The organism is Mycolicibacterium novocastrense (genome assembly GCF_001570485.1).
Lineage (GTDB): Bacteria > Actinomycetota > Actinomycetes > Mycobacteriales > Mycobacteriaceae > Mycobacterium > Mycobacterium novocastrense.
Genome location: NZ_BCTA01000021.1, coordinates 79,899 through 103,603 on the forward strand (window position 1 = coordinate 79,899; position 23,705 = coordinate 103,603).

Annotated in this window: 27 protein-coding genes and 1 pseudogene; 12 read left to right on the forward strand and 16 right to left on the reverse strand. The window is 65.4% G+C overall.

What is annotated here, in order from left to right:
• Positions 1-117 precede the first annotated feature (117 nt).
• Both RMCN_RS06535 and RMCN_RS06540 read right to left on the reverse strand, forming a co-directional pair.
• Positions 118-780, reverse strand: coding sequence for a LuxR C-terminal-related transcriptional regulator (locus tag RMCN_RS06535; RefSeq protein WP_067387911.1), 663 nt, complete (start codon positions 778-780; stop codon positions 118-120).
• Positions 781-1,004: 224 nt separating this feature from the next.
• Entirely contained in the window at positions 1,005-1,340 is a 336-nt protein-coding gene (locus tag RMCN_RS06540) for a hypothetical protein (protein WP_067387912.1), read from the reverse strand.
• A gap of 192 nt (positions 1,341-1,532) precedes the next feature.
• Here RMCN_RS06540 and RMCN_RS06545 point away from each other — a divergent pair.
• Positions 1,533-2,887: pseudogene (locus tag RMCN_RS06545) on the forward strand (acetamidase/formamidase family protein).
• A 20-nt stretch (positions 2,888-2,907) separates the two neighbouring features.
• On the opposite strand, the gene RMCN_RS06550 reads toward RMCN_RS06545, so the two are convergent.
• On the reverse strand, positions 2,908-3,402 hold the full coding sequence (locus RMCN_RS06550) for an SRPBCC family protein (RefSeq protein ID WP_067387913.1): 495 nt from the start codon (positions 3,400-3,402) through the stop codon (positions 2,908-2,910).
• 45 nt (positions 3,403-3,447) lie between these two features.
• The gene (locus RMCN_RS06555) at positions 3,448-3,771 is read right to left on the reverse strand and encodes an ArsR/SmtB family transcription factor (protein ID WP_064412003.1); all 324 of its coding nucleotides are present in this window, start codon (positions 3,769-3,771) and stop codon (positions 3,448-3,450) included.
• Positions 3,772-3,838: 67 nt separating this feature from the next.
• On the opposite strand from RMCN_RS06555, the gene RMCN_RS06560 reads away from it, so the two are divergent.
• From RMCN_RS06560 to RMCN_RS06570, 3 genes are all read left to right on the forward strand, one after another.
• Positions 3,839-4,492 carry an SDR family oxidoreductase gene (locus tag RMCN_RS06560; protein ID WP_067387914.1) on the forward strand — a complete coding sequence of 218 codons (654 nt, stop codon included), beginning with the start codon at positions 3,839-3,841 and terminating at the stop codon, positions 4,490-4,492.
• 250 nt (positions 4,493-4,742) lie between these two features.
• Positions 4,743-5,123, forward strand: a complete 381-nt coding sequence (locus RMCN_RS06565; protein WP_234787594.1) for a DUF732 domain-containing protein — start codon at positions 4,743-4,745, stop codon at positions 5,121-5,123.
• Positions 5,124-5,218: 95 nt separating this feature from the next.
• A complete protein-coding gene (locus RMCN_RS06570; RefSeq protein WP_067387915.1) occupies positions 5,219-6,136 on the forward strand; it encodes a DUF4344 domain-containing metallopeptidase in 918 nt (305 codons plus the stop codon).
• A gap of 3 nt (positions 6,137-6,139) precedes the next feature.
• On the opposite strand, the gene RMCN_RS06575 is transcribed toward RMCN_RS06570, so the two are convergent.
• From RMCN_RS06575 to ectA, 7 genes are all read right to left on the reverse strand, one after another.
• Positions 6,140-6,847 carry a Type 1 glutamine amidotransferase-like domain-containing protein gene (locus RMCN_RS06575; protein WP_067388005.1) on the reverse strand — a complete coding sequence of 236 codons (708 nt, stop codon included), beginning with the start codon at positions 6,845-6,847 and terminating at the stop codon, positions 6,140-6,142.
• Positions 6,844-7,521 carry a hypothetical protein gene (locus RMCN_RS06580; protein ID WP_234787595.1) on the reverse strand — a complete coding sequence of 226 codons (678 nt, stop codon included), beginning with the start codon at positions 7,519-7,521 and terminating at the stop codon, positions 6,844-6,846. The genes RMCN_RS06575 and RMCN_RS06580 overlap by 4 nt, the downstream gene beginning before the upstream one ends.
• A 104-nt stretch (positions 7,522-7,625) precedes the next feature.
• Positions 7,626-8,951: a hypothetical protein gene (locus RMCN_RS06585; RefSeq protein WP_131808538.1), complete on the reverse strand. Its 1,326-nt coding sequence runs from the start codon at positions 8,949-8,951 to the stop codon at positions 7,626-7,628.
• Positions 8,952-9,613: 662 nt separating this feature from the next.
• A complete protein-coding gene (thpD, locus tag RMCN_RS06590; protein WP_067387917.1) occupies positions 9,614-10,528 on the reverse strand; it encodes an ectoine hydroxylase in 915 nt (304 codons plus the stop codon).
• On the reverse strand, positions 10,525-10,920 hold the full coding sequence (locus RMCN_RS06595) for an ectoine synthase (protein ID WP_064411997.1): 396 nt from the start codon (positions 10,918-10,920) through the stop codon (positions 10,525-10,527). Before RMCN_RS06595 ends, thpD begins: the two co-directional genes overlap by 4 nt.
• Before the next feature lie 26 nt (positions 10,921-10,946).
• Complete coding sequence (gene ectB, locus RMCN_RS06600; RefSeq protein WP_067387918.1) at positions 10,947-12,236, reverse strand: diaminobutyrate--2-oxoglutarate transaminase; 1,290 nt, start codon at positions 12,234-12,236, stop codon at positions 10,947-10,949.
• Between the two features lie 17 nt (positions 12,237-12,253).
• The gene (gene ectA / locus RMCN_RS06605; protein WP_276018851.1) at positions 12,254-12,793 is read right to left on the reverse strand and encodes a diaminobutyrate acetyltransferase; all 540 of its coding nucleotides are present in this window, start codon (positions 12,791-12,793) and stop codon (positions 12,254-12,256) included.
• A gap of 421 nt (positions 12,794-13,214) precedes the next feature.
• Between ectA and RMCN_RS06610 the strand changes: the two genes are divergently transcribed.
• From RMCN_RS06610 to RMCN_RS06645, 8 genes are all read left to right on the forward strand, one after another.
• Positions 13,215-13,496, forward strand: a complete 282-nt coding sequence (locus RMCN_RS06610; RefSeq protein ID WP_064411994.1) for a DUF732 domain-containing protein — start codon at positions 13,215-13,217, stop codon at positions 13,494-13,496.
• A gap of 104 nt (positions 13,497-13,600) precedes the next feature.
• Positions 13,601-14,545 carry an esterase family protein gene (locus RMCN_RS06615; protein ID WP_409366039.1) on the forward strand — a complete coding sequence of 315 codons (945 nt, stop codon included), beginning with the start codon at positions 13,601-13,603 and terminating at the stop codon, positions 14,543-14,545.
• 461 nt (positions 14,546-15,006) lie between these two features.
• Complete coding sequence (locus RMCN_RS31395) at positions 15,007-15,237, forward strand: ANTAR domain-containing protein (RefSeq protein ID WP_234787596.1); 231 nt, start codon at positions 15,007-15,009, stop codon at positions 15,235-15,237.
• Positions 15,238-15,384: 147 nt separating this feature from the next.
• Positions 15,385-15,732, forward strand: a complete 348-nt coding sequence (locus tag RMCN_RS06625; protein WP_064411992.1) for an STAS domain-containing protein — start codon at positions 15,385-15,387, stop codon at positions 15,730-15,732.
• 32 nt (positions 15,733-15,764) lie between these two features.
• Positions 15,765-16,214 (forward strand): ATP-binding protein, encoded by a 450-nt coding sequence (locus tag RMCN_RS06630; protein WP_067387920.1) that lies wholly within the window; start codon positions 15,765-15,767, stop codon positions 16,212-16,214.
• 170 nt (positions 16,215-16,384) lie between these two features.
• Entirely contained in the window at positions 16,385-16,792 is a 408-nt protein-coding gene (locus RMCN_RS06635) for an STAS domain-containing protein (RefSeq protein WP_067387921.1), read from the forward strand.
• 382 nt (positions 16,793-17,174) lie between these two features.
• Entirely contained in the window at positions 17,175-18,191 is a 1,017-nt protein-coding gene (locus RMCN_RS06640; RefSeq protein ID WP_067387922.1) for an MmpL3/TtfA transport complex stabilizer, read from the forward strand.
• Positions 18,192-18,302: 111 nt separating this feature from the next.
• Positions 18,303-18,596 carry a hypothetical protein gene (locus RMCN_RS06645; protein ID WP_067387923.1) on the forward strand — a complete coding sequence of 98 codons (294 nt, stop codon included), beginning with the start codon at positions 18,303-18,305 and terminating at the stop codon, positions 18,594-18,596.
• A gap of 56 nt (positions 18,597-18,652) precedes the next feature.
• Here the strand turns inward: RMCN_RS06645 and RMCN_RS06650 are convergent, their stop codons facing one another.
• From RMCN_RS06650 to RMCN_RS06670, 5 genes are all read right to left on the reverse strand, one after another.
• Positions 18,653-18,967 (reverse strand): hypothetical protein, encoded by a 315-nt coding sequence (locus tag RMCN_RS06650; protein WP_201028796.1) that lies wholly within the window; start codon positions 18,965-18,967, stop codon positions 18,653-18,655.
• A gap of 18 nt (positions 18,968-18,985) precedes the next feature.
• Positions 18,986-20,188: a lipid-transfer protein gene (locus tag RMCN_RS06655; RefSeq protein ID WP_067387924.1), complete on the reverse strand. Its 1,203-nt coding sequence runs from the start codon at positions 20,186-20,188 to the stop codon at positions 18,986-18,988.
• Positions 20,189-20,296: 108 nt separating this feature from the next.
• Positions 20,297-20,665, reverse strand: coding sequence for a DUF732 domain-containing protein (locus tag RMCN_RS06660; protein ID WP_064411986.1), 369 nt, complete (start codon positions 20,663-20,665; stop codon positions 20,297-20,299).
• 97 nt (positions 20,666-20,762) lie between these two features.
• Positions 20,763-22,493 carry a serine/threonine-protein kinase gene (locus RMCN_RS06665; protein WP_067387925.1) on the reverse strand — a complete coding sequence of 577 codons (1,731 nt, stop codon included), beginning with the start codon at positions 22,491-22,493 and terminating at the stop codon, positions 20,763-20,765.
• Between the two features lie 51 nt (positions 22,494-22,544).
• On the reverse strand, positions 22,545-23,684 hold the full coding sequence (locus tag RMCN_RS06670) for a BTAD domain-containing putative transcriptional regulator (protein ID WP_110765783.1): 1,140 nt from the start codon (positions 23,682-23,684) through the stop codon (positions 22,545-22,547).
• Positions 23,685-23,705 lie beyond the last annotated feature (21 nt).

Below are 23,705 nucleotides of genomic sequence, written 5' to 3' on the forward strand. Positions count from 1 at the left end.
GATTGCCGACGTAAACGTCGCGCGCGCGGATTGAGAATTATTAACGCAACTGTTAGCGAGCTGGCAGCACAAAGTTAGTTAGTTCATCTGTTCAGATGACATTTGCGAGGGTACGACTCAGAGATCGTCGACGGACAGGATGTCGTCCTGGATCGCTCGGGCGACTAGAGCCGCCTTGGTCGGCGCCGGCCGGCCGACCGCCGCATATTTCGCCCGCACCCGCTGCAGGTGGGTCGCGACGGTGGAGGGCTCGATGTACAGCCGCTCGGCCACCGCATTCTTGTTCTCGGTCTGAAACCAGGCGATCAGCACCTGTTGTTCTCGGCGAGTCAGCTGCGGGCGGGCCTTGCGGCGGCCGCCGTGCAGCGTCGGGGGCACGTGCGGGCGGCCGTGGTGGGCGGCGTCGATGGCGGCCGCCAGCACGTGTTCGGGTTCGTGTTTGGCGATACAGCCGACCGCCCCCGCATCCAGTGTGGCGGCGACGACGTCGTCGTTGACCGAACAGGTGTAGACGACGACACGATGGCCGGCGTTGCAGATCTCGCGCAGCGCAGCGAGGTCCGGACCACCGCCGTCGCAGGGCAGGTCGAACAACACGACGAGTCCCGGGGTGGCCTTCCGATATGCCGCGGCGAACTCCGCTGGACTGGTGAAATGGCCGATGATCTCGGTGTGTGGGTGGCTGCGCCTCAACCACGACAGGATGCCCGCGTACACGACTCGCTGATTGCCGACGACCACGACCGACGTCGAACGCTCCTCGTCGTCCGGCGGTGGCATGCCGCAGACCCCCTATGTCGTGCAGACGCCGCTGCAGTTGTTTGCTTATGAAAGCATCGCTACGCGGCCCACGAGTTCGCTTTGAGCTAAATCGATCTCGTGGCGCGGCGAGTGTTCGCGCATCATGCGGATGGTTGCCCATAACTCTACTGATTGAAACGCGAACGAACGCCAAGGCGCCGAGCAGCCAGGGGTCCCAGCGGGACTGCTACGGCCGAGCCGGCTCAGCAGAACTGGTACTCGACGTCCCAGAAGCCGGGTGAGGGGATCCAGCGGGCCGAGAACTGTCCGCCGAGGGCGGGATCGGCATCGTGGATCATTCCCGTCCCGCCGACGGCCGGAACGAAGCCCGGCGGATCGCATGAGATCGAGACCGGCTCTCCCGGCGTATCGGGCGTGCACCCGATCTGCTTCACGAGGTAGCCATCGGTGATCGTCCACTCCGCACTGGCTTGATCGGGGCTCGGCAGAGGGGGTGAGGCGTGCACGACGGCCGACGCCCCGATGGTCGCGGCGGTGATCACGCCCGCCACCGAGAGGATGAAACGCTGACCGCGCATCCGACACCTCCTTGCACACCCGACCTCTGTGACGTTAGTCGGCTCGGGATCGGGCGGTTTCGTTTCGGCTCAGTCGGGATCGGCGCCCGACCGGCGCCGCGCGTGGACGTCAACGGCTTCGAACCTGACGGCAACATCCCGGCAACACCGCATGGATAGCTTCGGGCGACCGACAACCCGGAGGTCATCTAAATGAATGAGTCGTTCGCCGCAGCCGCTGCCGAAACCCTCACCAGGGGGATCGGACGACGCGATTTCGTGCGCGCGGTGGCAGCGGTCGGGGCCGGGGCGGGCATCACCGCCGTCGCGGCCGCCTGTGCGACGGACGACACCCCTGCGGCGACCGGCGCGACGCCCGGCCGCTTCGAGATCCTCCAACCCGACCACGGCGACATCGCCGGCGACCACTATCTGCAGTCGGCGCCCGATCAAGTGCTGTGGGGTTACGTGCCCACCGTGCATGCCGCGCCGGTGATTCGGATGCGCTCGGAGCAGACCATCACCGTGGACACCGTCTCCCACGAAGGCATCCTCGAGGATCAGGGCCGCAATCCCGTCGAGTACTTCGGCGGCAAGGGAGTCAAGGAATCCGATGTCCTGCAGGACGCCATAGCGGTCGCATCCGAATACAACCGCACACCGCGCGACTTTGACAAGGACGGTCCGCATGTGGTGACCGGCCCAGTATTCGTCGAAGGCGCTCAACCCGGTGATGTGCTGAAAATTGAGACGCTGCAGGCCATCCCGCGGGTGCCGTATGGAGTGGTTTCGAGTCGGCACGGTAAAGGCGCGCTTGCTCGCAAGGCCGACGGAACTGCGCCGGATGGCATCAGCATCGAAGAAGTGATGCCGCCCGTCGCCACCGACCGCAGGCCCAACGCAAACCCGCTCGAGTACGGCAATGTCTCCACCTTCACCGCCGTGGAGGACGGTCACGGCGTCATGTCTTACGGTGACGCGCGGGTGCGGTTCCCCTGTCACCGTTCATGGACCTGATGGGTGTCGCCTTCTCACAGGACCGGGATATGACTGCGCCGACGGCGAATTCGATCCCACCCACCGTCGCCGGCGGCAACATCGACATCCGGCTGCTGGGCGAGGGTTCCACGCTGTACCTTCCGGTCTTCGCAGAGGGTGCCCTGTTCTACGTCGGCGATCCGCACATGGCGATGGGGGACGGCGAAGTGGCGCTCACCGCAATGGAAGGCTCACTGCGCGGCACCTACCGCCTGACGGTCTGTAAGCCCGGATCCGGTGATGCGCCCTCGGTCGCATACCACTATCCGTTCGCCGAGACCGAATCCGCCTGGCTGCCAATAGGATTGTCGGATCCCGACGGGGCGACCGGAGGTAACAGCAGCGATCTGAACATCGCGATGCGGCGGGCCGTTGTCAACGCGCTGGACTTCCTGCAGAACGACAAGGGGATGGACCGTGCGACCGCGTACGCCTACCTGTCGGCTGCATCGGATTTCGTTGTCTCCCAGGTCGTCGACCGCACCGTCGGCGTGCACGGCCAGATCTACAAATCACACTTCACCGTGTGAGCGGGCGCGTGGCGGCGTCGTCACCGCCCTGACAGGTACTTCTCGAGCTTGTCCAGCGCAGCCTTGTAGCCCCACTTCATCCCGAACGCGGCCATCTTGGCCTTCGTGCCGATGTTGGTGATCGTGACGTTGAGTTGGACGACTGTCATCCCGTCTCTCTCGGTGAGGATGACATCGTTGACGTGCTTAATCGTCGATCCTTCCTCCTCGCCCTCGGTCCACGACCGCGCGTCATAGGTCAGGCGCGAGGGTTCCTCGACGCGGGTGAACGTGCCGCTCATCGGCCAGCGGGTGCCCTGGTACTTGCCCATGGCCTCACCGGCCTCCATGACGATGTGGATCCTCCCGCCGACCACCAAATCGATCTCACATTCCGGCACGAACGTCTTCTCCGGGCCCCACCACTCCCGCACCATGTCGGGATTCGTCCAAGCCTGCCAAACGGTTTCGATCGGGGCGCGGTACGAGCGTTCGAGGTTCAGCTTCTTGGTCTTCTTGAACATCTGCATCAGCATGGTGAGTCCTCCTGGTGTCGATCGGGCGGTCAGGCGGTGCAGCGGTCAGTCGTCAGTGCGTTCACTGATGGACTCGAGATACCTGCCCAGCGAATCGAGGCGGGTCTCCCAGAGTTGTGCGAAGGACTCGGCCCAGCGGCCGATGTCCTCGAACGGTGCGGCCTCCAGGTGGTAGATCCGCCGCCGAGCCAGGGCCTGGCCGGCGACGATCCCCGAATCACCCAGCACCCGAAGGTGCTTACTGACCTGCGGCTGGCGGATTTCGAGTGCCTCGGCGATCTCGCCGACCGAAAGCGGCCCAGCGCGCAACAATTCGACGATCTTCAGGCGGCTTGGTTCGGCGAGAGCTCCGAAGACCGTCGACTGCACGGTTCGACGCTAGGACCCATGACATATTCCTGTCAAGGAATATGTCCGGAGAGGCTACGTTGGAGGTATGGCTCGCGTCCTGATCTTCGGTGGCCACGGCAAGGTGGCCCTGCACCTGTCCCGGATCCTCAGTGAGCGTGGAGACGAGGTGACCTCGGTGTTCCGCAACCCGGATCACTCCGAAGAGGTGATGGTGACCGGGGCCCAGCCACTGGTGGGCGATATCGAGGCCCTGGACGTCGAAGCCCTGACCGAAATCATCGCGGGACACGACGCGGTGGTGTTCGCCGCCGGCGCGGGCGGCGGCAACCCGACGCGTACCTACGCGGTGGACCGCGACGCCGCCATCCGCATCATCGATGCCGCCGAACGTGCGGGGGTTGGCCGATTCATCATGGTGTCGTACTTCGGTGCGAGTCCCGATCACGGTGTGCCCAAGGATAATTCGTTTTTTCACTATGCCGAGGCCAAGGCCGCTGCCGATGCGCATCTGCGGGCCAATGGTCTGCAATGGACGATACTGGGGCCGGGCCGCCTCACCCTGCAGCCGTCCACCGGACGGATCGCCGTCGGTCCCGATGCCGTCGGAGGCGAAGTCTCCCGTGAAGACGTCGCGCTCGTGGCCGCTGCCTGCTTGGCCGACGACAGCACTGTCGGACGCACCGTCGAGTTCAACAACGGCGATATCCCGATCGCCGAAGCATTCTCCACACTTGCGTGATTCGGCTAATCGCACCGGAAGTCGAGCAGGCACGAAGCAATTGAAATTCCGGAAGTTCCCGACTAATTGCGACGCTGACACGTAGGTCATCGAATGGGGGTTACCTCCATTCCATCCGGTATGGTTTGGCCAGCTCAAGCGCCCGGCATAGCACCGGTATCCACTGCTCACCGGATTGGGCGGAACCCGGGAAGGGTCGGCTACGTGTGAAATCCGCATTTCGTATGTAGCCATTTCGCGAAATCACTCCGTGATCTATCCGGCCGTGCCACGATTCGCCGTATCCATTTCGACGACCGAAAGAAACGCCATGAAAGCAATATCCGCCGGCACCATTTTCGCCGGTTTAGCAGCCTCCGCCTTTTTCCTCGCACCGCTGGCGGCCGCCAGCCCCGAGGACGCCTACCTGAATGTGCTCGGCGAGGCGGGCGTGACCTGGCCGGGTGCCACTCCCGACAACATGATCGCCGCAGGCAAGGGCGTGTGTACGGACTGGGCCAACGGCGCGACTCTGGAGGGCGAGATCGCCGGGCTCGCAGAGCATCTCGATCCACATGACGCGGGTGTGCTCGTCGGTGCGGCGACGGCAGCGTTCTGCCCCGAGTACGAGGCCAAGGTCACCGAGGGCTGACCTGCCCGGGCCGACTGGCCCCCATTCTGCGAGCGCCGGTCATACGATCAGCGCAGCCGTCCCGCGCTCGCCGGCCGAGGAAAGGAAAGCCGTTCATGACGACATACGAGTCATCACGAGAGCCCGTGCGTGGGGTGACGCCGTCGCGAGTCCTGCCTCTGGTCGCCGCGGGATTGCTGGTGGTGGGATGCGGAGGCTCTGGAGGGGAGGCGGCGGAGGCCCACAACGCGTCGAAATCGCCTACCTCCCAAGCATCGTCGGCTGACCAGAATCCCGATCCCGCACCGGACCCCAACGCACCCGCCGACGGCGAGATGATCGTCTTCTATGACATGGCCACCACGCCCGAAGCGACCAACGGGCGCAACATCATGCAGAACGGTCAACTGCTCGAAGAACTCGCGAACGATATCAACGAGACGCTCAGGCTGCCCCACAACATTTCCCTGCGCGGTTCGCAGTGCGATCAGCCCAATGCCTTTTGGAGCGCGGACGACAACACGATCACCCTTTGTTACGAGGATGCCGACTGGGCGCAGCGGGTGTTCACCGAAGCCGGTGATGCCGATCCCACGGCGTCGGCGCTCAATTCCGAGTACGCGACGTTTTATCACGAAGTCGGGCACATGGCGATCAGCATCTACGACCTTCCCGTCACCGGGCGTGAGGAGGATGTGGCAGACCAGCTTGCCGCGTTCGTGCTCTTGGCGCCGGGCGAGGACGGCCGGGCCGATCCCGAGTCGGTCCAGGCAGTGAAGGACTTCGCGCGGGCGTTCGGCGCCTCGGGTGCGCAGAACACGGTACTGAGCGCGGACGATTTCGCCGACGAACACTCATTGGACGAGACCCGCATGTACAACCTCGAGTGCTGGATCTACGGCTCAGACCCCAAGGCCAACGCGGACCTCGTCACCAGCGGTGAACTGCCCGAGGATCGGGCGTCGGGATGCCAAGCGGAGTGGGAACAACTCGACCAAGCCTGGTCGACGTTGCTCGACCCCTATTTCAAATAGCGTTCAATCGTCGGCGGGGCACAACAGGGAGTGCACGACACCTGCCTCCTCGTAACGGAGTTCGTGCGCAGGGTGGCGCAGTGGCTCGACGGTGGCGTCGTCGTGCACGATGATTCCGCCCCCGGAGGGGATACCGATTCCGGTAGCGGCTCCCTGCAGCGCATCGATTGCTCCCGACAACCGGGACCAGCCGGAATGTTCGTCGTGTGTGTCGATGATCGCGGGGACGAGCCCGAACACGTCGAGCAGCTCCGGTGCGACCGACTCCGCTCTTTCGACGATGCCGTAGCGGCCGAGTTGGATCGCGCCGGCGGAAATGCCGACCAGGACGGCTCCTTGGGTAAAGCGAGTCCGGATCACATCCGCCATGCCGGTGCTCTCGAAGACGTTCCAGCCGATGCGCACATCACCGCCCGCGAGGACGATCACGCGGGCTCGCTCGAGAAAGGCGCGGTCGTCCTGGCCGAAAGACGAGTCGACCATGTGGAGGTCGGCGATTCCGACGGCGTCCATGGCGGCTTCGAAGATGTCGTAGAACTCGGGGCGATCACCGTTGGACGCGCCGATGTATGCGGCGCTCAGCGGTGCTTCTCGGGCGATATCGTCGACCGCCGGCTCGAGCAGCAGACGCTCGTGTTGCCTCCAGAACAGCAGCTGACTGTCCGCCAGAAGATAGAGCGGCCTCAGGTTGGGGTGGGGAGCCGACGTCAACTGGCGTCCCGGGACCGGGACCGGCCCAGGCGCCACTTGTTCTTCTTGGGTGTCTGGTACGCATCATGGGTCCAGGCGTCCCACATGGCCTCGGCTTCCTCCTGAACCGGGCTGTTGGTCACCTGCCATCCGAGGTTGACGACTTCTGTTGTGCACCAACGGATCAGCGACCCGTCGGCGCCGATCTCCTGGGCGAGCAGGACCCGCTCGTCGGGGCTGAGCTGGTCGCTGAACGCCTGCATGGTGGTTTTCAGCCGCCAGTAGGGCACGACCCCGTCGCATTGCCGGCAGAGTCCCAGAAGTTCCACCCGCGCGCGCCCCAGCAGCGACGCCGGCTCTTCTTCGGTGGTTGGGCTCTCCGTTGTCTGCGTACGTGGGGGGCTGGGCTCCTGCGTTTCCTCGGCATGTCCGGTCAGCTGGCCGTACTTGATGCGGAGCTCTTCGAGCTCGGCCTCGACGGCCAGGGCCCGCTCACGCCACCAAGCGGCGTGGTATTGCGCCAGTTTGGCTTCGCACTCAGGGCAGATCACCGCGTCGCCCGCGGCATCGCCAAGCAACGTAGCGCTGGTGAGCGCGAGACCGCAGAGCGGCCGGCGGTCGTCGCGATTGAGGTAGTCCCCGTGGTGCACCACCGACGCCGAAGTGTCCCGTACGTAGCTGTGGGGTGGTTCCACATCAGCCAAAGTAATTGAGCGGGAGCACCGTTTCCGTTGGTTCAGTGAAAACGGTCGACAGCCCGGGCGCGTCATCGCCCCGGGGCTGCCGATTGGGTGAAGTGTTACTTGTTGTTGTCCGAGTTCGGCTTGTTTCCGCCGTCGTTGCCGCCGGCGCCGTTGTCACCGGGTGTGGTGCCCTGTGTCGTGCCAGTCGGCGCGGCGCCCGCCGCATCGGTCTTCTTCGAAACGTCGATGTCCACGTCCACTTTCGCGCCTTCACCCGTCGCGGCCTGCGTACCGGTCTTGGCGCCAGGGGAGAAGTTCAACGAATTCCTCACCAGGTCGCGAGCCGACGGCTGCCTCTTTGGGAGCAAGTTCTTGGGCAGCAGGCCGGTGAGACGCCGGTTCTCCTGCTTGACGGGCTTCGGCTGTTCGGAGGCCGGCTTCGGGCCGGTTTCGTTCTTCGCGGCCGGCTCTTCCTGCAGCGAGGCTTCCGGTGCGTCCGCTGCAAGGCGGGCGACACGTGGGTTGCCCGTCACCAAGGTGGTGACCTCCGGGCCTGCCGGGGCATCGGCGCGAACGACGACGTCTTCAATCGCGCCGTTGATCCGCTCGGTCGCGCTCCACAGTCCATTGCGGAAGTTCTCGACCAGGTTGCCCGGTCCGCCGATCGGCGCCGGCAGCGCATCGCGCAGTCCGTAGAGCGCCGGGTCGGCCACCCACAGCGGGCCGTCGACGATGTTCTCCACCGCGTCGAGCGCTGCTTCGGTGTCGCCCTGGGCGACCGCGGCCGCCACCTGAACCACGCCCACCGGACCGAGCACGGTGGCGGCGGCGAGCCGCAGTGTCGAGGCGATCACACCCTCGGTGACGCGCGAGAACCCTTCGATCGGTCCCTCGACCGCGTCGTACTCGACGGGACCGGGCTGCTCGAACGCCTCGATGGTCCCGTTGACGAAGCGCTGCACCAGCGCCCCCGGGTCCTGCAAACCCTCGTTGATCTCGAGGGTGAGCCTGTACAGCTGGTTACGAATCGTTGCGACGAGTCCGTCCGGCCCGCCGAGCGGTGCCGGCAGCGCGTCACGCAAGGCGAACAGCGCGGGGTCGATCGCCCACAGCGGCGCGTCGACGATGTTCTTCACGAATGCCTCGAAGGCCTCGGTGCCGTCGCCCTCGCTGATGGCCTGCGCGAGTTCGATCAGGCGTAGAGGCGCGAGCGCGGTGGACCCGATCCGCAGCGCGGATGCGGCGAATCCCTGACCGATGCGTCCCACGCTGTCGAAGCCGGTGACCGGGTCGTAGTCGTTGACGGCTTCCCCACCGGGCCGGTTGAACGCGGCGAGGGTGCCCTCGATGAAGTCCTCCAGCGCAGCACCGGGTGCGAATGTTTCCAGCAAAGCCCGTTGCGCTTCGAACTGTCGTTGGATCTCGCTGGTGTTCGCGGCCATCAGTGCCACGTCGTGCGATCTGCCCTCCGCCGGGATATTCGCTGGTGCCGGTGCGATCGGACCGGCGGCGATGACACCTGCCCCCACAAGTGCCACCCCGGTCGTCACATACTTCTTGGCGCTGCCCCTTATGAGCCCCTCCCTGGTTTGCGCGCATGTTACGGATAGCAACCTACGCCCGCGTCGATACCGAAGGCAAGTCGCCCCAAGTGTTCTACCCAGATGGATTGCTGCTATCGGTCGGCTGGGCCGCCAATGCCAGGCAACTACCTGCTAAGACGGCTTTGAAAGGCTTGAAAGAGATCGTGAAAGCGTTGCGAGGCCTTCGCTGACGCGTACGCGTCCTTCAGGTCAGCACGGGTGAAGCAAGCGATTTGGCAAATAGATCCCGCGTGGGCTGTGGGTTGCTGACACTTTCCGCTGATGAGTCGTGAGGAGCGCGCGCGCCGCTTCGGTCGGATGGACGATGGAGGAGCGTCGCGCCGCTGTCCAGTTTGCGAAGAGCGGCGGGCGGCCGGCGCCCCGAGCCGGAGGCTTGCGCGACCAGCGGAGGCGGGCCGAGGTACCAAGAGGTAGGTGAGCAAACGGGTGACGCCGGATGCGTTGGGCCGCCATCGAGGAGGCGACGCGCGGCCACCGCTACCGGGCGGCCAGCGTCACGCTCACTGCACCAGTGACGGAATGTTGAACGGTTGGCTGTCCCTGGCCGCCAGGTATTCGGGCCTGGGAGTCTCGGCTCGGTAGGGCGCCACGAGCTGGTTCTCGACGGAGTTGAAGACCAGAAAGACATTCGAGCGGGGGAACGGGGTGATGTTCGAGCCCGACCCGTGCATCACGTTCGAGTCGAACCACAGCGCGGTGCCGGCAGGCCCGGTGATCTGGTCGATGCCGTAGCGGGCGGCGGCCTCGGTGAGCGTGGCCTGGCTCGGGACGCCGATCTCCTGCTTGACCAGGGAAGAGGTGTGGTTGTTGCGCGGGGTCGCCCCGACGCAGGGGTAGAACGTCTTGTGTGAACCCGGCATCACCATCAGGGAGCCGTTGTAGGGGAAGTTGTCGGTCAGCGAGATCGAACACGACACGGCGCGCATGGCCGGCATGCCGTCCTCGGCGTGCCAGGTCTCGAAATCGGAATGCCAGTAGAACCCGGTCCCGGTGAATCCCGGCATCAGGTTGATCCGGGCCTGGTGCAGGTAGACGTCACTGCCCAACAGTTGACGGGCCACGGGCAACACGGTGTCGAGGGTGACCACCTCGGCGATGACATCGCTGAAGAGGTGAGGCTGGAACACCGACCGGATGCTGCCCCCGGGCTCGCGGATGATCCGCGGATCTTCCGGGTCGGCCTTGGCGCCGATGTTGTTGAGCTCGCCGCGCAGTGTCGACAGCCAGTTGTCGTCCACTGCCGAACGCTGCACCAGGTATCCGTTCGCCTCGATCGACTGCAGGTCGGTCTCGAACAGCGGACCGGCCGACTCCTGGCCCCACACCGTGGGCTCCTCGCGCGGAATCGGATCGCTCGGTTCCGTCAGCCGCGTGGGATATCGGTCCCTGGTGTCGGTAAATCTGTTGTCGCTCAACTTGCTTGCACCGCCGGAGGAGGGTAGGCACCGGTCTCGTCGTGGACCTCTTGGCCGGTCACGGGAGGGTTGAATACACACAGCATCCGCAGCTGAGTATCGCATGTGACGCGGTGGCGTTCATGGCCGTCGAGCAGATACATGGTGCCGGGCGCAAGCGGGTGTTCCTCACCGGTCTCGTGGTTGGTGAGCGTGCCGGTGCCCTCGACCACCCACACCGCTTCGACATGGTGGCGGTAGTGGAACTCGTTGACGGAGTTCGCGTTGATCGTGGTCTCGTGGAAGGAGAAACCGACGCCGTCACCCGCCAGGATGATTCGCTTGGATCTCCAGTCCTTGGCCGACACGTCGCGGTCGGTCCCGGTGATCTCGTCAGTGGTGCGCACGATCACGGCGTGCTCCTTTCGGCGTGAGGTGGTCAGGAAAGCGTGGCGGCCACCGAATCGGCCAGGATGTCGATGCCCGCATCGAGATCCGACTCGGAAGTGGTCAGCGGCGGGAGCAGTTTGACGACCTCGTCCGAGGGCCCGCTGGTCTCCATGAGCACCCCGCGTTCGAATGCCGCGCGGCACACGGCCGACGCTATCGGCGCATCTTCGAACTTGAGTCCCTGCGCCATGCCCCGTCCGCGCGCGGTGACGCCCGGGTACTTGTCGGCGATGGTTTCCAGCCGGTCCCGGATCTGCTGCCCCTTGGCGGTCGTGTCGTCACTGAATGTCTCGGTTTGCCAGAAGATCTCGAGCGCCTTGCTGGCGGTGACGAATGCCGGGTTGTGGCCCCGGAAGGTGCCGTTGTGCTCGCCGGGCGTCCACACGTCCAGGTCCCTGCGGAACAAGGTCAGTGCCATCGGAAGACCGTACCCACTGATCGACTTGGACAGCGTGACGATGTCGGGGACGATGCCGGCCTCCTCGAAGCTGAAGAACCGGCCGGTTCGCCCGCAGCCCATCTGCACATCGTCGACGATCAACAGGATTTCGCGGCGGCTGCACAACTCGGCGAGCGCCTGCAACCACTCCATCCGCGCGACGTTGAGACCGCCCTCGCCCTGCACGGTTTCGACGATCACCGCGGCCGGATGGTTGAGCCCACCGCCCGAGTCGTCGAGCACCCGCTCGAACCAGTGGAAGTCCTCGGTGACGCCGCCGAAGTAGTTGTCGTAGGGCATCGGTGTGGCGTGCACCAGCGGAATACCGGCGCCGGCCCGCTTCATCGAGTTACCGGTGACCGACAACGCGCCCAGGGTCATGCCGTGAAATGCGTTGGTGAAGTTGATGATCGATTCCCGACCGGTGACTTTGCGGGCCAGCTTGAGCGCTGATTCGACGGCGTTCGCGCCGGTCGGCCCGGGGAACTGCACCTTGTAGTCGAGATTGCGGGGCTTGAGGATGAGCTGCTCGAAGTTCTGCAGGAACTCCGTCTTGGCCGCCGTCGCCATATCGAGCGAATGCACGATGTTGTCGTTGGTCAGGTATTCGATCAACGGCCGTTTCAGTTCCGGGTTGTTGTGGCCGTAGTTCAGTGCGCCGGCTCCCGCGAAGAAGTCGAGGTAGCGCCGACCGGAGGTGTCGGTCAACCACGATCCCTGGGCCACGGCCATGGTGGTCGGCCACCCGCGGCAGTAACTGCGCACTTCCGATTCGACGGAGTTATAGACCTCGGGGAGGTCGGATTCGTCGGGACGGGGGAGTGTTGCTGGCGTAGACATGTGTCCTTTCTGAGGGGTCAGTCGGCCAAAGGTGTGGTGATGGGTCCGATTCGCACAGTCGGCTCGTCCTCGTGGGACTGATCGGCCGCCAGGTGTGCGGCGGTGAAGCGGGGCTCCTCGATGAGGGGCACCCCGTGTCGCCGAGCGAAAGCGCCGAAGAACGCACGCGAAGCCGAGTTGCTCGGCGCCACTGTGGCTTCCACGGTGACCGGATGACCTCGGCGGTTCGCGCGAACACGGTCAACGAGGCCGTCGAGCATGGCGCTTGCCAGGCCCGTGCCCCGCGCAGACGTCGAGACGGCCACCTGCCAGACGAAGAGGACCTCGGGGCGTGCCGGCGGATGGTAGCCGGTGATCAGCCCGCAGATGTCGCCGTCCTTCTCCGCGACGATGGACGTACTAGCAAAGTCCGTGGCCATCAACAGGTAGGTGTACGTGGAGTTCAGATCGAGCACTTCGGTCTCGGCCACCAGACGATGCATTGCGATGGCATCGCCCTCATTCGGCGAGCGGAGATGATTCGTCCACGAATCTGGTTGCACTGCTGACTCTTTCAAGCCAGCTGTCCGCTCCTCCGGGACTGCGTCCCGGTCGCGAATGGTCACCTGCGTTGTCACCACCGAACAAAATCATCGAATCACATCAGTTACGTCATCGGCGTTATGACCGTATGCCAGCAAAAAATGACAGGCAAGTATCGACTGCTCACGCACACGCCCGGGGCGCCGCCATGCACGGGAGTTACCTGCGCGGATGCCGAGGTCTGAGACGGCGATCACTTGATCAAGCCGTTATCGAAACGTGATCTATCGATGGCGTAAATGATTCGTCCGCCTAACAACGGGTACGTTATGACGCATCCGTCAATGTGGATGGGGTGCCATCCAGACGGCGCGCATGTCGGGGTTTCGCGCTTGTGGGCGCTCGGCCGATTCCCGGTGCGCCGCGGACACTGCTGACCTTTCGGAGGGGATTTTTGTGCGACGCATTATCGGACTGCTCATCGGTACTACCGCCACCGCGGTCGCCTTCGCCGCACCCGCGGCGGCCGATCAGGCGGAGTTCGTGCGCAAGCTTCAGCAGCAGTACGTCTTCCTCTCGGCGGACCAGTTGATCGCCACGGGGAACAAGGTCTGCGCCAATGCGGCGCGTGGTGTGCCCGCCGCCGACTCGATGTTGATGGTGCGCGAGGAACTCGGCGTGTCGATTCAAGCCGCAGTGGACATCGTCAGCCTCAGCGTCAGCGAACTCGGCTGTTGATCCCCCGCGGCACTGGCTGAGTTTGGTAACAAGCTGGTCAAGTGCTGCGTGGCACGCTGAGCATGCCGGCTGGGAGTTGCTAGCTTGCCCGCGTGGAATCGTCTGTGCGCAGACTCGGGGCTGTGTTGTTCGCGCTGGTGGTGTGCGTTGGAATCCAAGCGCCGGCGGCCGATGCGTATTCACGTGACGGGCTGCCGGTCGAGACGCTCGAGGTGCCGTCTGCGTCGATGGGCCGAAACATCCGGGTGCAGTTCCAGGGCGGTGGTCCGCACTCGGTGTATCTGCTCGACGGACTGCGCGCGCAAGAGGATGCCAACGGTTGGGACATCAACACCGGTGCGTTCGAGTGGTTCTACGAGTCCGGGATCTCGGTCGTCATGCCCGTGGGCGGACAGGCCAGCTTCTACACCGACTGGTATCAGCCTGCGGTCGGAAGCGCGGGCACCGTGACCTACAAATGGGAGACATTCCTGACTCAGGAACTGCCCGCGTGGTTGGCGGCCAACCGGGGGCAGGCGCCGATCGGCAACGCCGTTGTGGGGCTTTCGATGTCGGGTAGCGCGGCGCTGACCCTTGCTGTATGGCACCCGCGGCAGTTCATCTTCGCCGGATCACTGTCGGGCTACCTGAACCCGTCGAGCGGTCTGTGGCCCACGCTGATCGGCTTCTCGATGAAGGATGCGGGCGGTTACAGCGCGGCCCATATGTGGGGCCCGACGTCGGACCCGGCATGGCGCCGCAACGACCCGATGGTCAACGTCAACACGCTGGTGGCCAACAACACCGCGCTGTGGGTTTACTGCGGAAACGGCGCGACCTCCGAACTCGACGACGGGGCGAATTTCGGTGCGCAGTACAGCGCGCAGTTCCTCGAGAACATCACGCTGTCGACGAATAAAGAGTTCCAGCGCAAGTACCTCGCGGCCGGTGGACGAAATGCGGTGTTCAACTTCCCGACCGACGGGACGCACACCTGGGCCTATTGGGGTTCGCAGCTTCAGGCGATGAAGCCCGACCTGGTGCGCATCCTCGGAGGCGCCCGCCCCTGACAGGGTTCGGTCATACGATGGCCGGGGAACCATTGTGTGGGGTGAGACATGACGGACACGCGCGGGGGTCTCCACGACGAGATCGCACGCCTGGCACGAAGCCTGCACAGCCAGAAGAGCGCGGACATGGACGTCGACAATCTCGTCGACGAGGTGACGGCGACGGCGGTGCGCATCCTGCCGAATGTGCACCACGCGGGGATTTCGCTGGTGGACCCGAAAAGCCGGCGGGTGCGCTCGGTCGCTGCCACGGGTCCGGCGCCCAAGAACCTCGACACCCTGCAGGAGGAGCTTCAGCAGGGCCCCTGCATCGACGCCATCCACGACGGTGCGGATCAGCGATTTCCGGAACGAGGACCGGTGGGTCGAGTTCATCGGACGCGCCCTCGAGATCACCCCGGTGCGTTCCAGCCTGGCCATCCTGCGCGTTCACCCCGCAGCTCGAGGACCTGGCGCTGGCGGTGGCGGCGCACGCGGCGATCGGTTTGGCGACCGCGCGCCGTGACGACCAGTTCCAGACCGCTCTGGCATCGCGCGACATCATCGGTCAGGCCAAAGGCATGATCATGGAGCGCTTCGGCGTCGACGCGCCCGCCGCCTTCAACCTCCTGGTCAGCCTCTCTCAGGAGAAGAACACTCCGTTGCATCTGATCGCGGCGCAGCTGGTGGACGCGGCGCGCCCGCCCGGGTAGCCACATCGGGTTTTGACCTGCTGACCGGCGCGGATGGGTCCCCGTTTAGGTATCGGTACCGTGGAGTCGATACCCTATTGCGGGTTAAGACTGCAGCCTCGTTGATCGGAATGACCGCTACGGTGGTTGCCAAACAAGAGGTGAGGCTTGGACGGACAACTTTGTACCGAGAACTGGGTGGGACGCGTCGCTGTCGTCGCCGCCTCCGGTGATCTCGACATGCTCACGGCGCCGCAGCTGCGGGACGCCGTTCAGGCGGCGTTGGGCAAGGATCCGGTGGGCTTGATCGTCGACTTGACCAGCGTGGAGTTCCTGGGGTCCGCGGGCATGCAGGTGCTGATGGAGACCCACAACCAGACCGATGGCACCGCGACGCGGTTCGCCGTCGTCGCGGACGGTTCCGCCACCAGCCGGCCCTTGAAAATCACGGGGATCGCCGATCTGATCGACCTGTTCTCCTCGTTGGACGCGGCGCTCGACAACCTCACTGCGTGAGCTCGGACCGGACGGGGTAACCACACAGGACCATGAATGCTCCGTCAGAACTCGGCTTCTCGAGCAACGGCCCCGCGGACGCGCACACCGTTGCGGAGTTCCGCGGTGCCTTCAAGCATTGGCTCGGGACGAATTTCGATCTCGACGCCGATCGCCTCAGCGACATATTGCTGGCTGTGAATGAAGCCTTGACCAACGCCGCTGAATTCGCGTATGTCCAGGCTGGACAAGCCGGAACCATGTCGGTGACGGCCCGTTACGACGCCGGAGACCGGCGTCTGGTCGCGACCATCTCCGACCACGGAGCCTGGCTGGAGAAAGAGCCCGACGGCAAGCCGAACACCCGCGGCCGCGGCATCGAGCTGATGCGCGCCCTGTCCGATCGGGCCACGATCGAGCGCTCGGCGTCCGGTACCCGAGTGCAGCTCGAATTCGACGATTGCCCGCTCGCCTCGCAGGAGCCTTTCGCGACTTCTGCCTGATTCGTGTTTGACCGGCCGCACAGGCGGGTAAAGGACGCATCGCTGACTTCCACCGCAGAAAGCGAGTGCAGGCATGGGCGGAACCTTCCCGGGCGTCGACAGCACGCAACCCGGTATCTGCGCCGAGCGCGGAACCAGGCAGCCGTAGCGGACGCGGTCGGGAACCGGAAATGTCCGTCGCGGCGATCTCGCGCCCGTCGTTGCAGCCCAGGCACACGCTGTCCGTCGCCGCCGGTATGAGTGCAATCGGGGCGCCGGGGCACATCGTCGTGTCGGTGACCGGTGAAGTCGATGCCGCCAACGCCAAGGAGTTCGCGTCCGTCGTCACCGAGACGATCGCGGACGCGCGGCACGTCACGCTGGATCTCTCCTGTCTGGACTTCTTTGCGTTCGACGGGGTCGCCGCCCTTCACGCCCTCAACGCCCGGCTGCTGCGGGCCGGCGTGCCGTGGCGCGTGCTGCCCGGCAACGCCGTGTCCCGGGTTCTCGCGCTGTGTGATCCCGAGGCGCTGATTCCCCTGGTCCGCGTGGAACCGCCGTCGCCGCCCCGCAGACCCAGGCTGCGGCTGGTGGGCTAGACACACCGCTTTGTGACGGTCGTGGCGCCTGTTGTCTGTTTGCTGTCGTGTCGGCCTGTGATCTACCGCTCACTTTGACGACGAAAGGTAAGAAACCTTTATACGTGCGATCGGCCACAATATTCCGAAGGCCTTGCGGCAGCGGTATTCACACAGGTCAATAGCCTTCCTCCGGTCGCGGGAATTTGGTAACAATCGGGTAACGCGCGTTTTTCTAAGCGGTGTCTGAGAGGTTCGCAGGTTGATTCAGGTGTCGCTTTTCGCGCCGCCATGGGATGTCGGATTTCGTCGCTAAACTCGGTTCAGACCGCGCCGTTTTGGCGCGTTACGACTTGGAATCTAGGGCCGGTGCACGCCATGCCGGCGGAGGTACCGAATAACGATGGTTGACTTTTTGATGCCTGAACATGCGCCCACCCCGTTGGGTGCGGTGAAGCTGAGCCGGGGGCCGATCGGTGATATCGCCACAACCGGCATTGGTACGACCGTGGTGACGCATCCGGGCGACGACAGCGTGGCGGTGCTCAATGCCCGCACCCTCGCCGCCGAGGCCATCGTCGCGGTTCACGGCGAGCCGTTCTCGGTGGCAGTCCACGACGACCGGGCCTACGTGAGCACGTCGTCCTGGACCCACAAGGACGAGGTCAGCGTCGTGGACACCGCCACGAAATCGGTGATCGCGTCGTACCCGCTGGCCGACAACATCACGGCGCTGGTCGTGAGCCCCGACGGCAAGCGCGTCTATGCTGGCCGAACCGGTGACGGGCACATCGACGTCGCGGTGATCGACATCCCCGCCGACCGCATGGGCACCATCGACATCGCGACCGGCGCCGGCATCGGCATCGATGCCCTCGCGATCGACCCGAGCGGAACGCGGCTCTACGTCGCCACCACCGATGCGCGTGGCAGCGCGGTCCTGACCGTCGAACTCGAGACCGGGCGGGTCGGCGGCGCGGTGCGGATCGGTGCGCCGATTCGCGACATCGCCCTCGCCGACGGCGCCGCGTTCGTCCTCAGCTCGGACCGAACCCGCGGCGGCGTCGTGCACCTGATCGAGTTCTCCTCGGGACGCGTCACCGACGTCATCGAGATCGGCGGCGCCCCAACCCAACTGGTGATGGGTGAAGACAAGAGCAGGGCCTACATCGTCGATTATGACCACGTCGCGGTGCTGTGCACGCTCACCCTGCAGATCGTCGACACCATCACCGTCGACGGCCGGCCGTCCTGTGTGGCCGTCGACTCGCACGGTGGCCGGCTGTATGTGGCCGACTACGCGGGCGGGGTGTCGACGTTCGCCATAAACGCATCGATGCCGCTGTTGTATTCGGAGTTCGTCGCGACGGATCCGATCGTGGCTCCCGAGGCGCGCGAGCTGGAGCCGGTCACCGCTTAAGTCGCGGGCCGCACATCGCGCCTCCGCAGATTGCGTTGAACCTTCGTCGCGGCTTTCCCGTCGTACCACCTGACGGCCACCGGGGCCTTCAGGTCACGAAGGGAGCGCGAGATGCGCGCAATACTGTTGACAATGGTCGGGCTCGCCGCAGTGGCATGCGGTGCGATCCTGACGCCGGCCGCCATCGCGTCGGCGGCCGAATCGGCTGAACTGACCATCGCCACACTCGAGGCACAAGGCTTCGACGTCAAGGTCAACCGCATCGGGAGTGCACCCCTCGACGAGTGCGTCATCACCGATGTCCGAAATGCCCGTGAGCGAACCGAATTGGTGCGACGCGGCGACGATCTGATCCAGGTGGTGGCCCAGCGCACGATCACCGTCACCGCGGATTGCTCGCGCTGATGGGGCGGTTTCGGTGTGGTCGGTCGCGGGTATCGCAACCGGCCGCACCGAAATGTCTAGCGACCGCTGCAGTCCAGCGACACCGAGATCGGCTTGCTGATGGTCACGGGGAACAGCACACCGTCCTGATTACCGCCGAGCAGCGGCACCAACTGGGTGAACTCCTGGGGATTGCGCACGCTGGTGACCACGCAGTCGGACAGCGGGGCCGTGCCGATCTTGTCGATGGTCACGTTGTACCCCTGGTCCTGCAGCTTGCTGATGACCTCCTGCGCCGATTCCTGGTCATCGGCCCATGCGACACCCGCAGGCAGGGCGATCGTCGCACACGTGACGGCGGCGACTCCGGCGAGGATTCCTGTGGTCCGCATGCGGTCCATGATCCCCTATCAGCGCTCGGCGCGCTGGTAAGCGGTCACAACCGCGGCACCGCCCAGCCCGATGTTGTGCTGCAGGGCGGCGGTGACGTCATCGACCTGGCGCTTGTCGGCCATGCCGCGCAACTGCCACGTCAGCTCCGCACACTGCGCGAGACCCGTCGCTCCGAGCGGGTGCCCCTTGGAGATCAGCCCACCCGAGGGGTTGACCACCCAACGGCCGCCGTAGGTGGTCTCGTTGTTGTCGATGAGCTTGGGCGCCTCGCCCTCACCGCACAGCCCGAGCGCCTCGTAGAGCAGTAGCTCGTTGGCCGAGAAGCAGTCGTGCAGCTCGATCACCTGGAAGTCGGCCGGCCCAAGCCCCGACTGGTCGTAAACCTGCTGCGCGGCTTTGACATTCATGTCGTAGCCGATGAGGTTCTTGGCGCTGCCGTCGAAGCTGGACTGGAAATCGGTGGTCATCGCCTGGCCGACGATCTCCACCGCTTGGCCCGCCAGGCCGTGCTTGTCGACGAAGTCCTCGCTCACCACGATCGCCGCACCGGACCCGTCCGACGTGGGCGAGCACTGCAGCTTGGTCAGCGGATCGGAGATCATTTTCGCGGCCAGGACGTCGTCCAGGCTGTATTCCTCCTGGAACTGCGCATACGGATTGTTCACCGAATGCTTGTGGTTCTTGTACCCGATCTTCGCGAAATGCTCTGCGGTGCTTCCATGCTGGCGCATGTGCTCGCGACCCGCGGCGCCGAACATCCACGGCGCGACGGGGAAGCCGAACTCGTCGATCTCGGCCATCGCCGCGACGTGCTTGGCCATCGGGGATTCACGATCGTCGTGGCCGCCCTTGAGGGAGCCGGGCTGCATCTTCTCGAAACCGAGAGCGATGACGCAGTCGGCGAGCCCGCCGCGGATCGTCTGCGCGGCAAGGAACAGCGCGGTGGAACCGGTCGAGCAGTTGTTGTTGACGTTGGCGATCGGAATGCCCGTCAGGCCGAGTTCATAGAGCGCCCGGTTGCCCGACGTGGAGTCGCCGGCGACGTAGCCGACGAACCCCTGCTGTACTTCGGAGTAGTCGATGCCGGCATCGTCGAGCGCCTTGGTGCCCGACTCCTTGGCCATCTGGGGGTAGTCCCAACCTTCACGGCGGCCCGGCTTCTCGAACTTCGTCATACCGACACCTACGACGAAGACCCTGTTGCTTCTGGTGGTCGACATTCTTCAGTCCTTTCGCAGCGCTGCGGGTTACAGAAACATACAGCGCGCGACCTGTCTAGGCCGACGACGGCGGGGCGCCGCCGCAGCGGGCCCCGCCTTGTCGAGGGATCACCCGAAGAGCACGACGTGCCGGGGGCAGTAGTGGTCGACGGAGGCGACCACGAACGTCGCGACCTGGTCGACGGTCAGGTCGGTGTCGTCGAGGATCTCCAGACCGAGGTCGACGGGATCCGCGCCCCCGTCCAGCCTCGAGCAGACGTCGTGTGCGGTGCCGATCGCGGCCTTGGGGGTGTCGTAGGCGATGCCGTCGGCGCTGATCTCGGACAGGAACATGTCATCTTCGGAGCTGAGCGCGGCGGCGGTGCCCGAACCCGCGACGGCGGCCACTCCGAGCGCACCTGCGGCGAGCACGGTGCCGGTCCACCGGTGCAGGCGAGAGACGGTGCCGGACTTGGCGAAACGGTGTGAAGCGATCATCGTGACTCCTGTGAATGTCGGTTCCGGGTGGCCCCGGGCTGACATCAGAGTCGGACAGCGCCCTTGAAGGATTCTTGAAGCGGCCCTGGTGGACGGTTCAGGCGTACTTCAACCACCAGTTGTGCAGGTCGACGAGGTTGTCGCTTTGGGCATCGCCCAGCAGGAGATTGTCGTTGATGGTCCACGACAGGTCCTGGTTGCCGTTGAAGACACCGCAGGCGATGCGACCTTCGACCTCGTCCGGTGTTTCGGTGTAGTGCCAGGTGGTCGGCGAATCCGCGCCGCTGTTCGGGCATCGCACCAGCTCCTGGTTGGCGGCGACGGAGTCGTCGAAGGCCTTGTCCAGAGCCGGCTGGTCGGCGAACAGCGAGTAACGCGCGTTCGCGGGGCCGCCCTGGGGTGCTGCCGCGCCGCAATCGACCGTCGCCAGTGCGCCGGGGGCGGGTGGACGTACGGGTTGGCAGACGCCGTCGTCGTACCCGCGCGGCAGCAGCCCGAGCAGTTTGGCGTCGGCCGAGTCCGGAGTCGGTGAAGGCGTCGTCGTGCGCGGGGGCCGCCTCGTGGTGCGCTCGGTGGTCGGTGACGGCGCGGTCGTCGTGGTTGTCGACGCTGACGGCGTGTCATCGGGTTTGACCAGGAACCAAATCCCCACCGCGCCGAGCGCCACGACGAACACGGCGATCGCCGCGGCGATCGGCAGCCACGGCGTGCCTTTGCGCGGGGCACCCGCAGGCCGAGGCCCCGTCGGCGCGGGTGCGGCCCACATGGGCCCGCTCGGGGGTCCGCTCGGCTGGCCGGGCGCGCCCATCGGACCGCTCGGCGGACCGCCCCCGGGCGGCGGTGGCGTGTGGAAAGCGGCCGGATGGGCACCCGGCGGTGTGGGCGGCGGGGTCGGCGGCGGCGTCTGGTACCACGCGGGCGGCGGCGGCGGAGCCGTACCCGCGGCCTCGCTGCGCTGCAGGATGGTAGCGGCTTGGTCCTGATCTCGCTGTGTCAGTGCGTCATTCGCCGCCGCCGCCAGATCGCCTGCGCTCGCATACCGGTCCTCGGGTTTCTTGGCCATACCGCGGGCGATCACCGCGTCGAACGCCGTCGGGATACCGGGCCGTTGCTGGCTGGGTTTCGGGACAGGTTGCATCAGGTGCGCGGTGATGACGACGGTGACGCTGTCGCCCGGAAACGGCTGCGAGCCGGTAAGGCATTCGTGCAGAACACAAGTCAACGCATAGATGTCCGCGCGGTAGGTCACCTCGTCGTTGGTGAAGCGTTCCGGCGCCATGTACGCGTACGTGCCGACCGCGGTGCCCAGTTCGGTGAGCTTCTCGTCGGTGGCGGCGTTGGCGATGCCGAAGTCGACGAGATAGGCGAAGTCATCGCGGGTCAGAATGATGTTCTCGGGCTTGACGTCTCGGTGCATGATGCCGCTCTCGTGCGCGGCGTCCAGAGCCGATGCGATCTGTTTGATGATGGCCACCGCACGCGCGGGTGTCATCGGGCCGTAGTTCTTGAGCACCTTGCGCAGATCGGTACCGTCGATCATCCGCATGTCGACATAGAGCATGCCGTCGACTTCGCCGTAGTCGTGGATCGGCACCACGTGGGGTTCCTGCAGCCGGCCCGCTGAGTGTGCTTCGCGCCGTAGCCGCTTGCGGAAGACGGGATCGTTGGAGGCCGATTCGGGTAACAGCTTCAGCGCGACGATTCGGTCCTTGACGGTGTCCTCGGCTTCGTATACCTCACCCATCCCGCCCTTGCCCAGTAACCGGCGCAGCCGATAGGGGCCGATCTGGGAACCCACACGGGATTCCCCCCGTTCGGGGTCGGTCATCGGATGCTCCTCGGGCGGTTCGGTAGCCGGCGAAAACACCCTAATCCGGCATCAGGCCGGATGCGGCTCTATCCGGAACGTGAACTCGTGGTCGCAGATGCGGACGGAGTCGCCGTCGCCGAGCATCGCGGTGCCCCGGATCCGCTCACCGCGGACGTCGACCCCGTTCGCCGAGCGCAGGTCGGTGATCACGAAGCTGGTTCCGGTGTCGATGATCACGGCGTGGTGGCGGCTCACGCTGCTGCCGGCGAGCACGAGGTCGTTGTCGGCCAACCGTCCGATCCGCGTCGCCGTGGCCGTGAGCCGATGAATCTGGCCGCTCGCCGAGTGCAGAGCCGCCATCGCGGACGATGGGGCGATCGAAGTCCTCGCCGCGATCTCGCCGATGGTGTGGACGGCGGTGGTCTGCGCGGCCTTTCGAACATCGAGGGGCTGCTGGCGCAGGATCCGCTCGTGCAGCGCACGCACTGTCGGGCCCGGGTCTATGCCCAGATCGTCGGCGAGCGTGGCCTTCAGCCGCTGATAGGCATCGAGGGCGTCGGACTGCCGCTCGGCAAGGTAGTAGGCGGTGATCAGCTGGGCCCACAGCGGCTCGCGGTACGGATGTGCGCTGACCAGGCCCTCGAGTTCCGCAATGACGGAATACGCCCGCCCACAGGCGATCTCGGCCTCAGCGTGTGCGGTGTGGGCGGTCAGTTTGTCTTCGGTGAGAGCGGTGGCGTATGCATCGACGAACTGGAAATCGCGTAGATCGTCGAGTACGGGTCCGCGCCACTCGACGAGTGCAGTGCGCAGATGGTGGCTCGCCTGCTCGAACTGGCCCGCTGCGGCGGCCTGCACACCGGCGGCTTTCTCGGCGACGAAACGACCGAGGTCGCACGCGGCGTCGTCGACGTCGAGCCGGTACCCCGGTGGCGCGTTGACCAAGACCGACCTCGGATCGGCGCCCGAGTTGCTCAGCAGCTTGCGCAGGTTCGAGATGTAGGAATGCAGGCTGGCCCTGGCTTCGGCCGGGGGCCACTGCTCCCACGCCGCGGTGATCAACGCGTCGGTGGAGACCGCCCGATTGCGATTCATCACGAGTACGGCCAGCACCGCCCGTTGTTTGGGGGTGCCCAGCGCGACCGGTGCGCTGTCGACTGTCATCTGCAGCGGTCCCAGCACACCGAACCCGATCTTGATCGCGGTCATCGCGGCCATTGTGACCCGCGC

Excerpts from the sequence above, each read along its gene's own strand:
- RMCN_RS06570 (WP_067387915.1), top strand. The coding sequence starts at position 5,219 with ATGACGACATACGAGTCATCACGAGAGCCCGTGCGTGGGGTGACGCCG.
- RMCN_RS06550 (WP_067387913.1), bottom strand. The coding sequence starts at position 3,402 with ATGCTGATGCAGATGTTCAAGAAGACCAAGAAGCTGAACCTCGAACGC.
- RMCN_RS06630 (WP_067387920.1), top strand. The coding sequence starts at position 15,765 with ATGAATGCTCCGTCAGAACTCGGCTTCTCGAGCAACGGCCCCGCGGAC.
- RMCN_RS06540 (WP_067387912.1), bottom strand. The coding sequence starts at position 1,340 with ATGCGCGGTCAGCGTTTCATCCTCTCGGTGGCGGGCGTGATCACCGCC.
- RMCN_RS06645 (WP_067387923.1), top strand. The coding sequence starts at position 18,303 with ATGCGCGCAATACTGTTGACAATGGTCGGGCTCGCCGCAGTGGCATGC.
- RMCN_RS06640 (WP_067387922.1), top strand. The coding sequence starts at position 17,175 with ATGGTTGACTTTTTGATGCCTGAACATGCGCCCACCCCGTTGGGTGCG.
- RMCN_RS06650 (WP_201028796.1), bottom strand. The coding sequence starts at position 18,967 with ATGCGGACCACAGGAATCCTCGCCGGAGTCGCCGCCGTCACGTGTGCG.
- RMCN_RS06560 (WP_067387914.1), top strand. The coding sequence starts at position 3,839 with ATGGCTCGCGTCCTGATCTTCGGTGGCCACGGCAAGGTGGCCCTGCAC.
- RMCN_RS06670 (WP_110765783.1), bottom strand. The coding sequence starts at position 23,684 with ATGACCGCGATCAAGATCGGGTTCGGTGTGCTGGGACCGCTGCAGATG.
- RMCN_RS06635 (WP_067387921.1), top strand. The coding sequence starts at position 16,385 with ATGTCCGTCGCGGCGATCTCGCGCCCGTCGTTGCAGCCCAGGCACACG.
- ectB (WP_067387918.1), bottom strand. The coding sequence starts at position 12,236 with ATGTCTACGCCAGCAACACTCCCCCGTCCCGACGAATCCGACCTCCCC.
- RMCN_RS06655 (WP_067387924.1), bottom strand. The coding sequence starts at position 20,188 with ATGTCGACCACCAGAAGCAACAGGGTCTTCGTCGTAGGTGTCGGTATG.
- RMCN_RS06665 (WP_067387925.1), bottom strand. The coding sequence starts at position 22,493 with ATGACCGACCCCGAACGGGGGGAATCCCGTGTGGGTTCCCAGATCGGC.
- RMCN_RS06660 (WP_064411986.1), bottom strand. The coding sequence starts at position 20,665 with ATGATCGCTTCACACCGTTTCGCCAAGTCCGGCACCGTCTCTCGCCTG.
- RMCN_RS06585 (WP_131808538.1), bottom strand. The coding sequence starts at position 8,951 with ATGGCCGCGAACACCAGCGAGATCCAACGACAGTTCGAAGCGCAACGG.
- RMCN_RS06535 (WP_067387911.1), bottom strand. The coding sequence starts at position 780 with ATGCCACCGCCGGACGACGAGGAGCGTTCGACGTCGGTCGTGGTCGTC.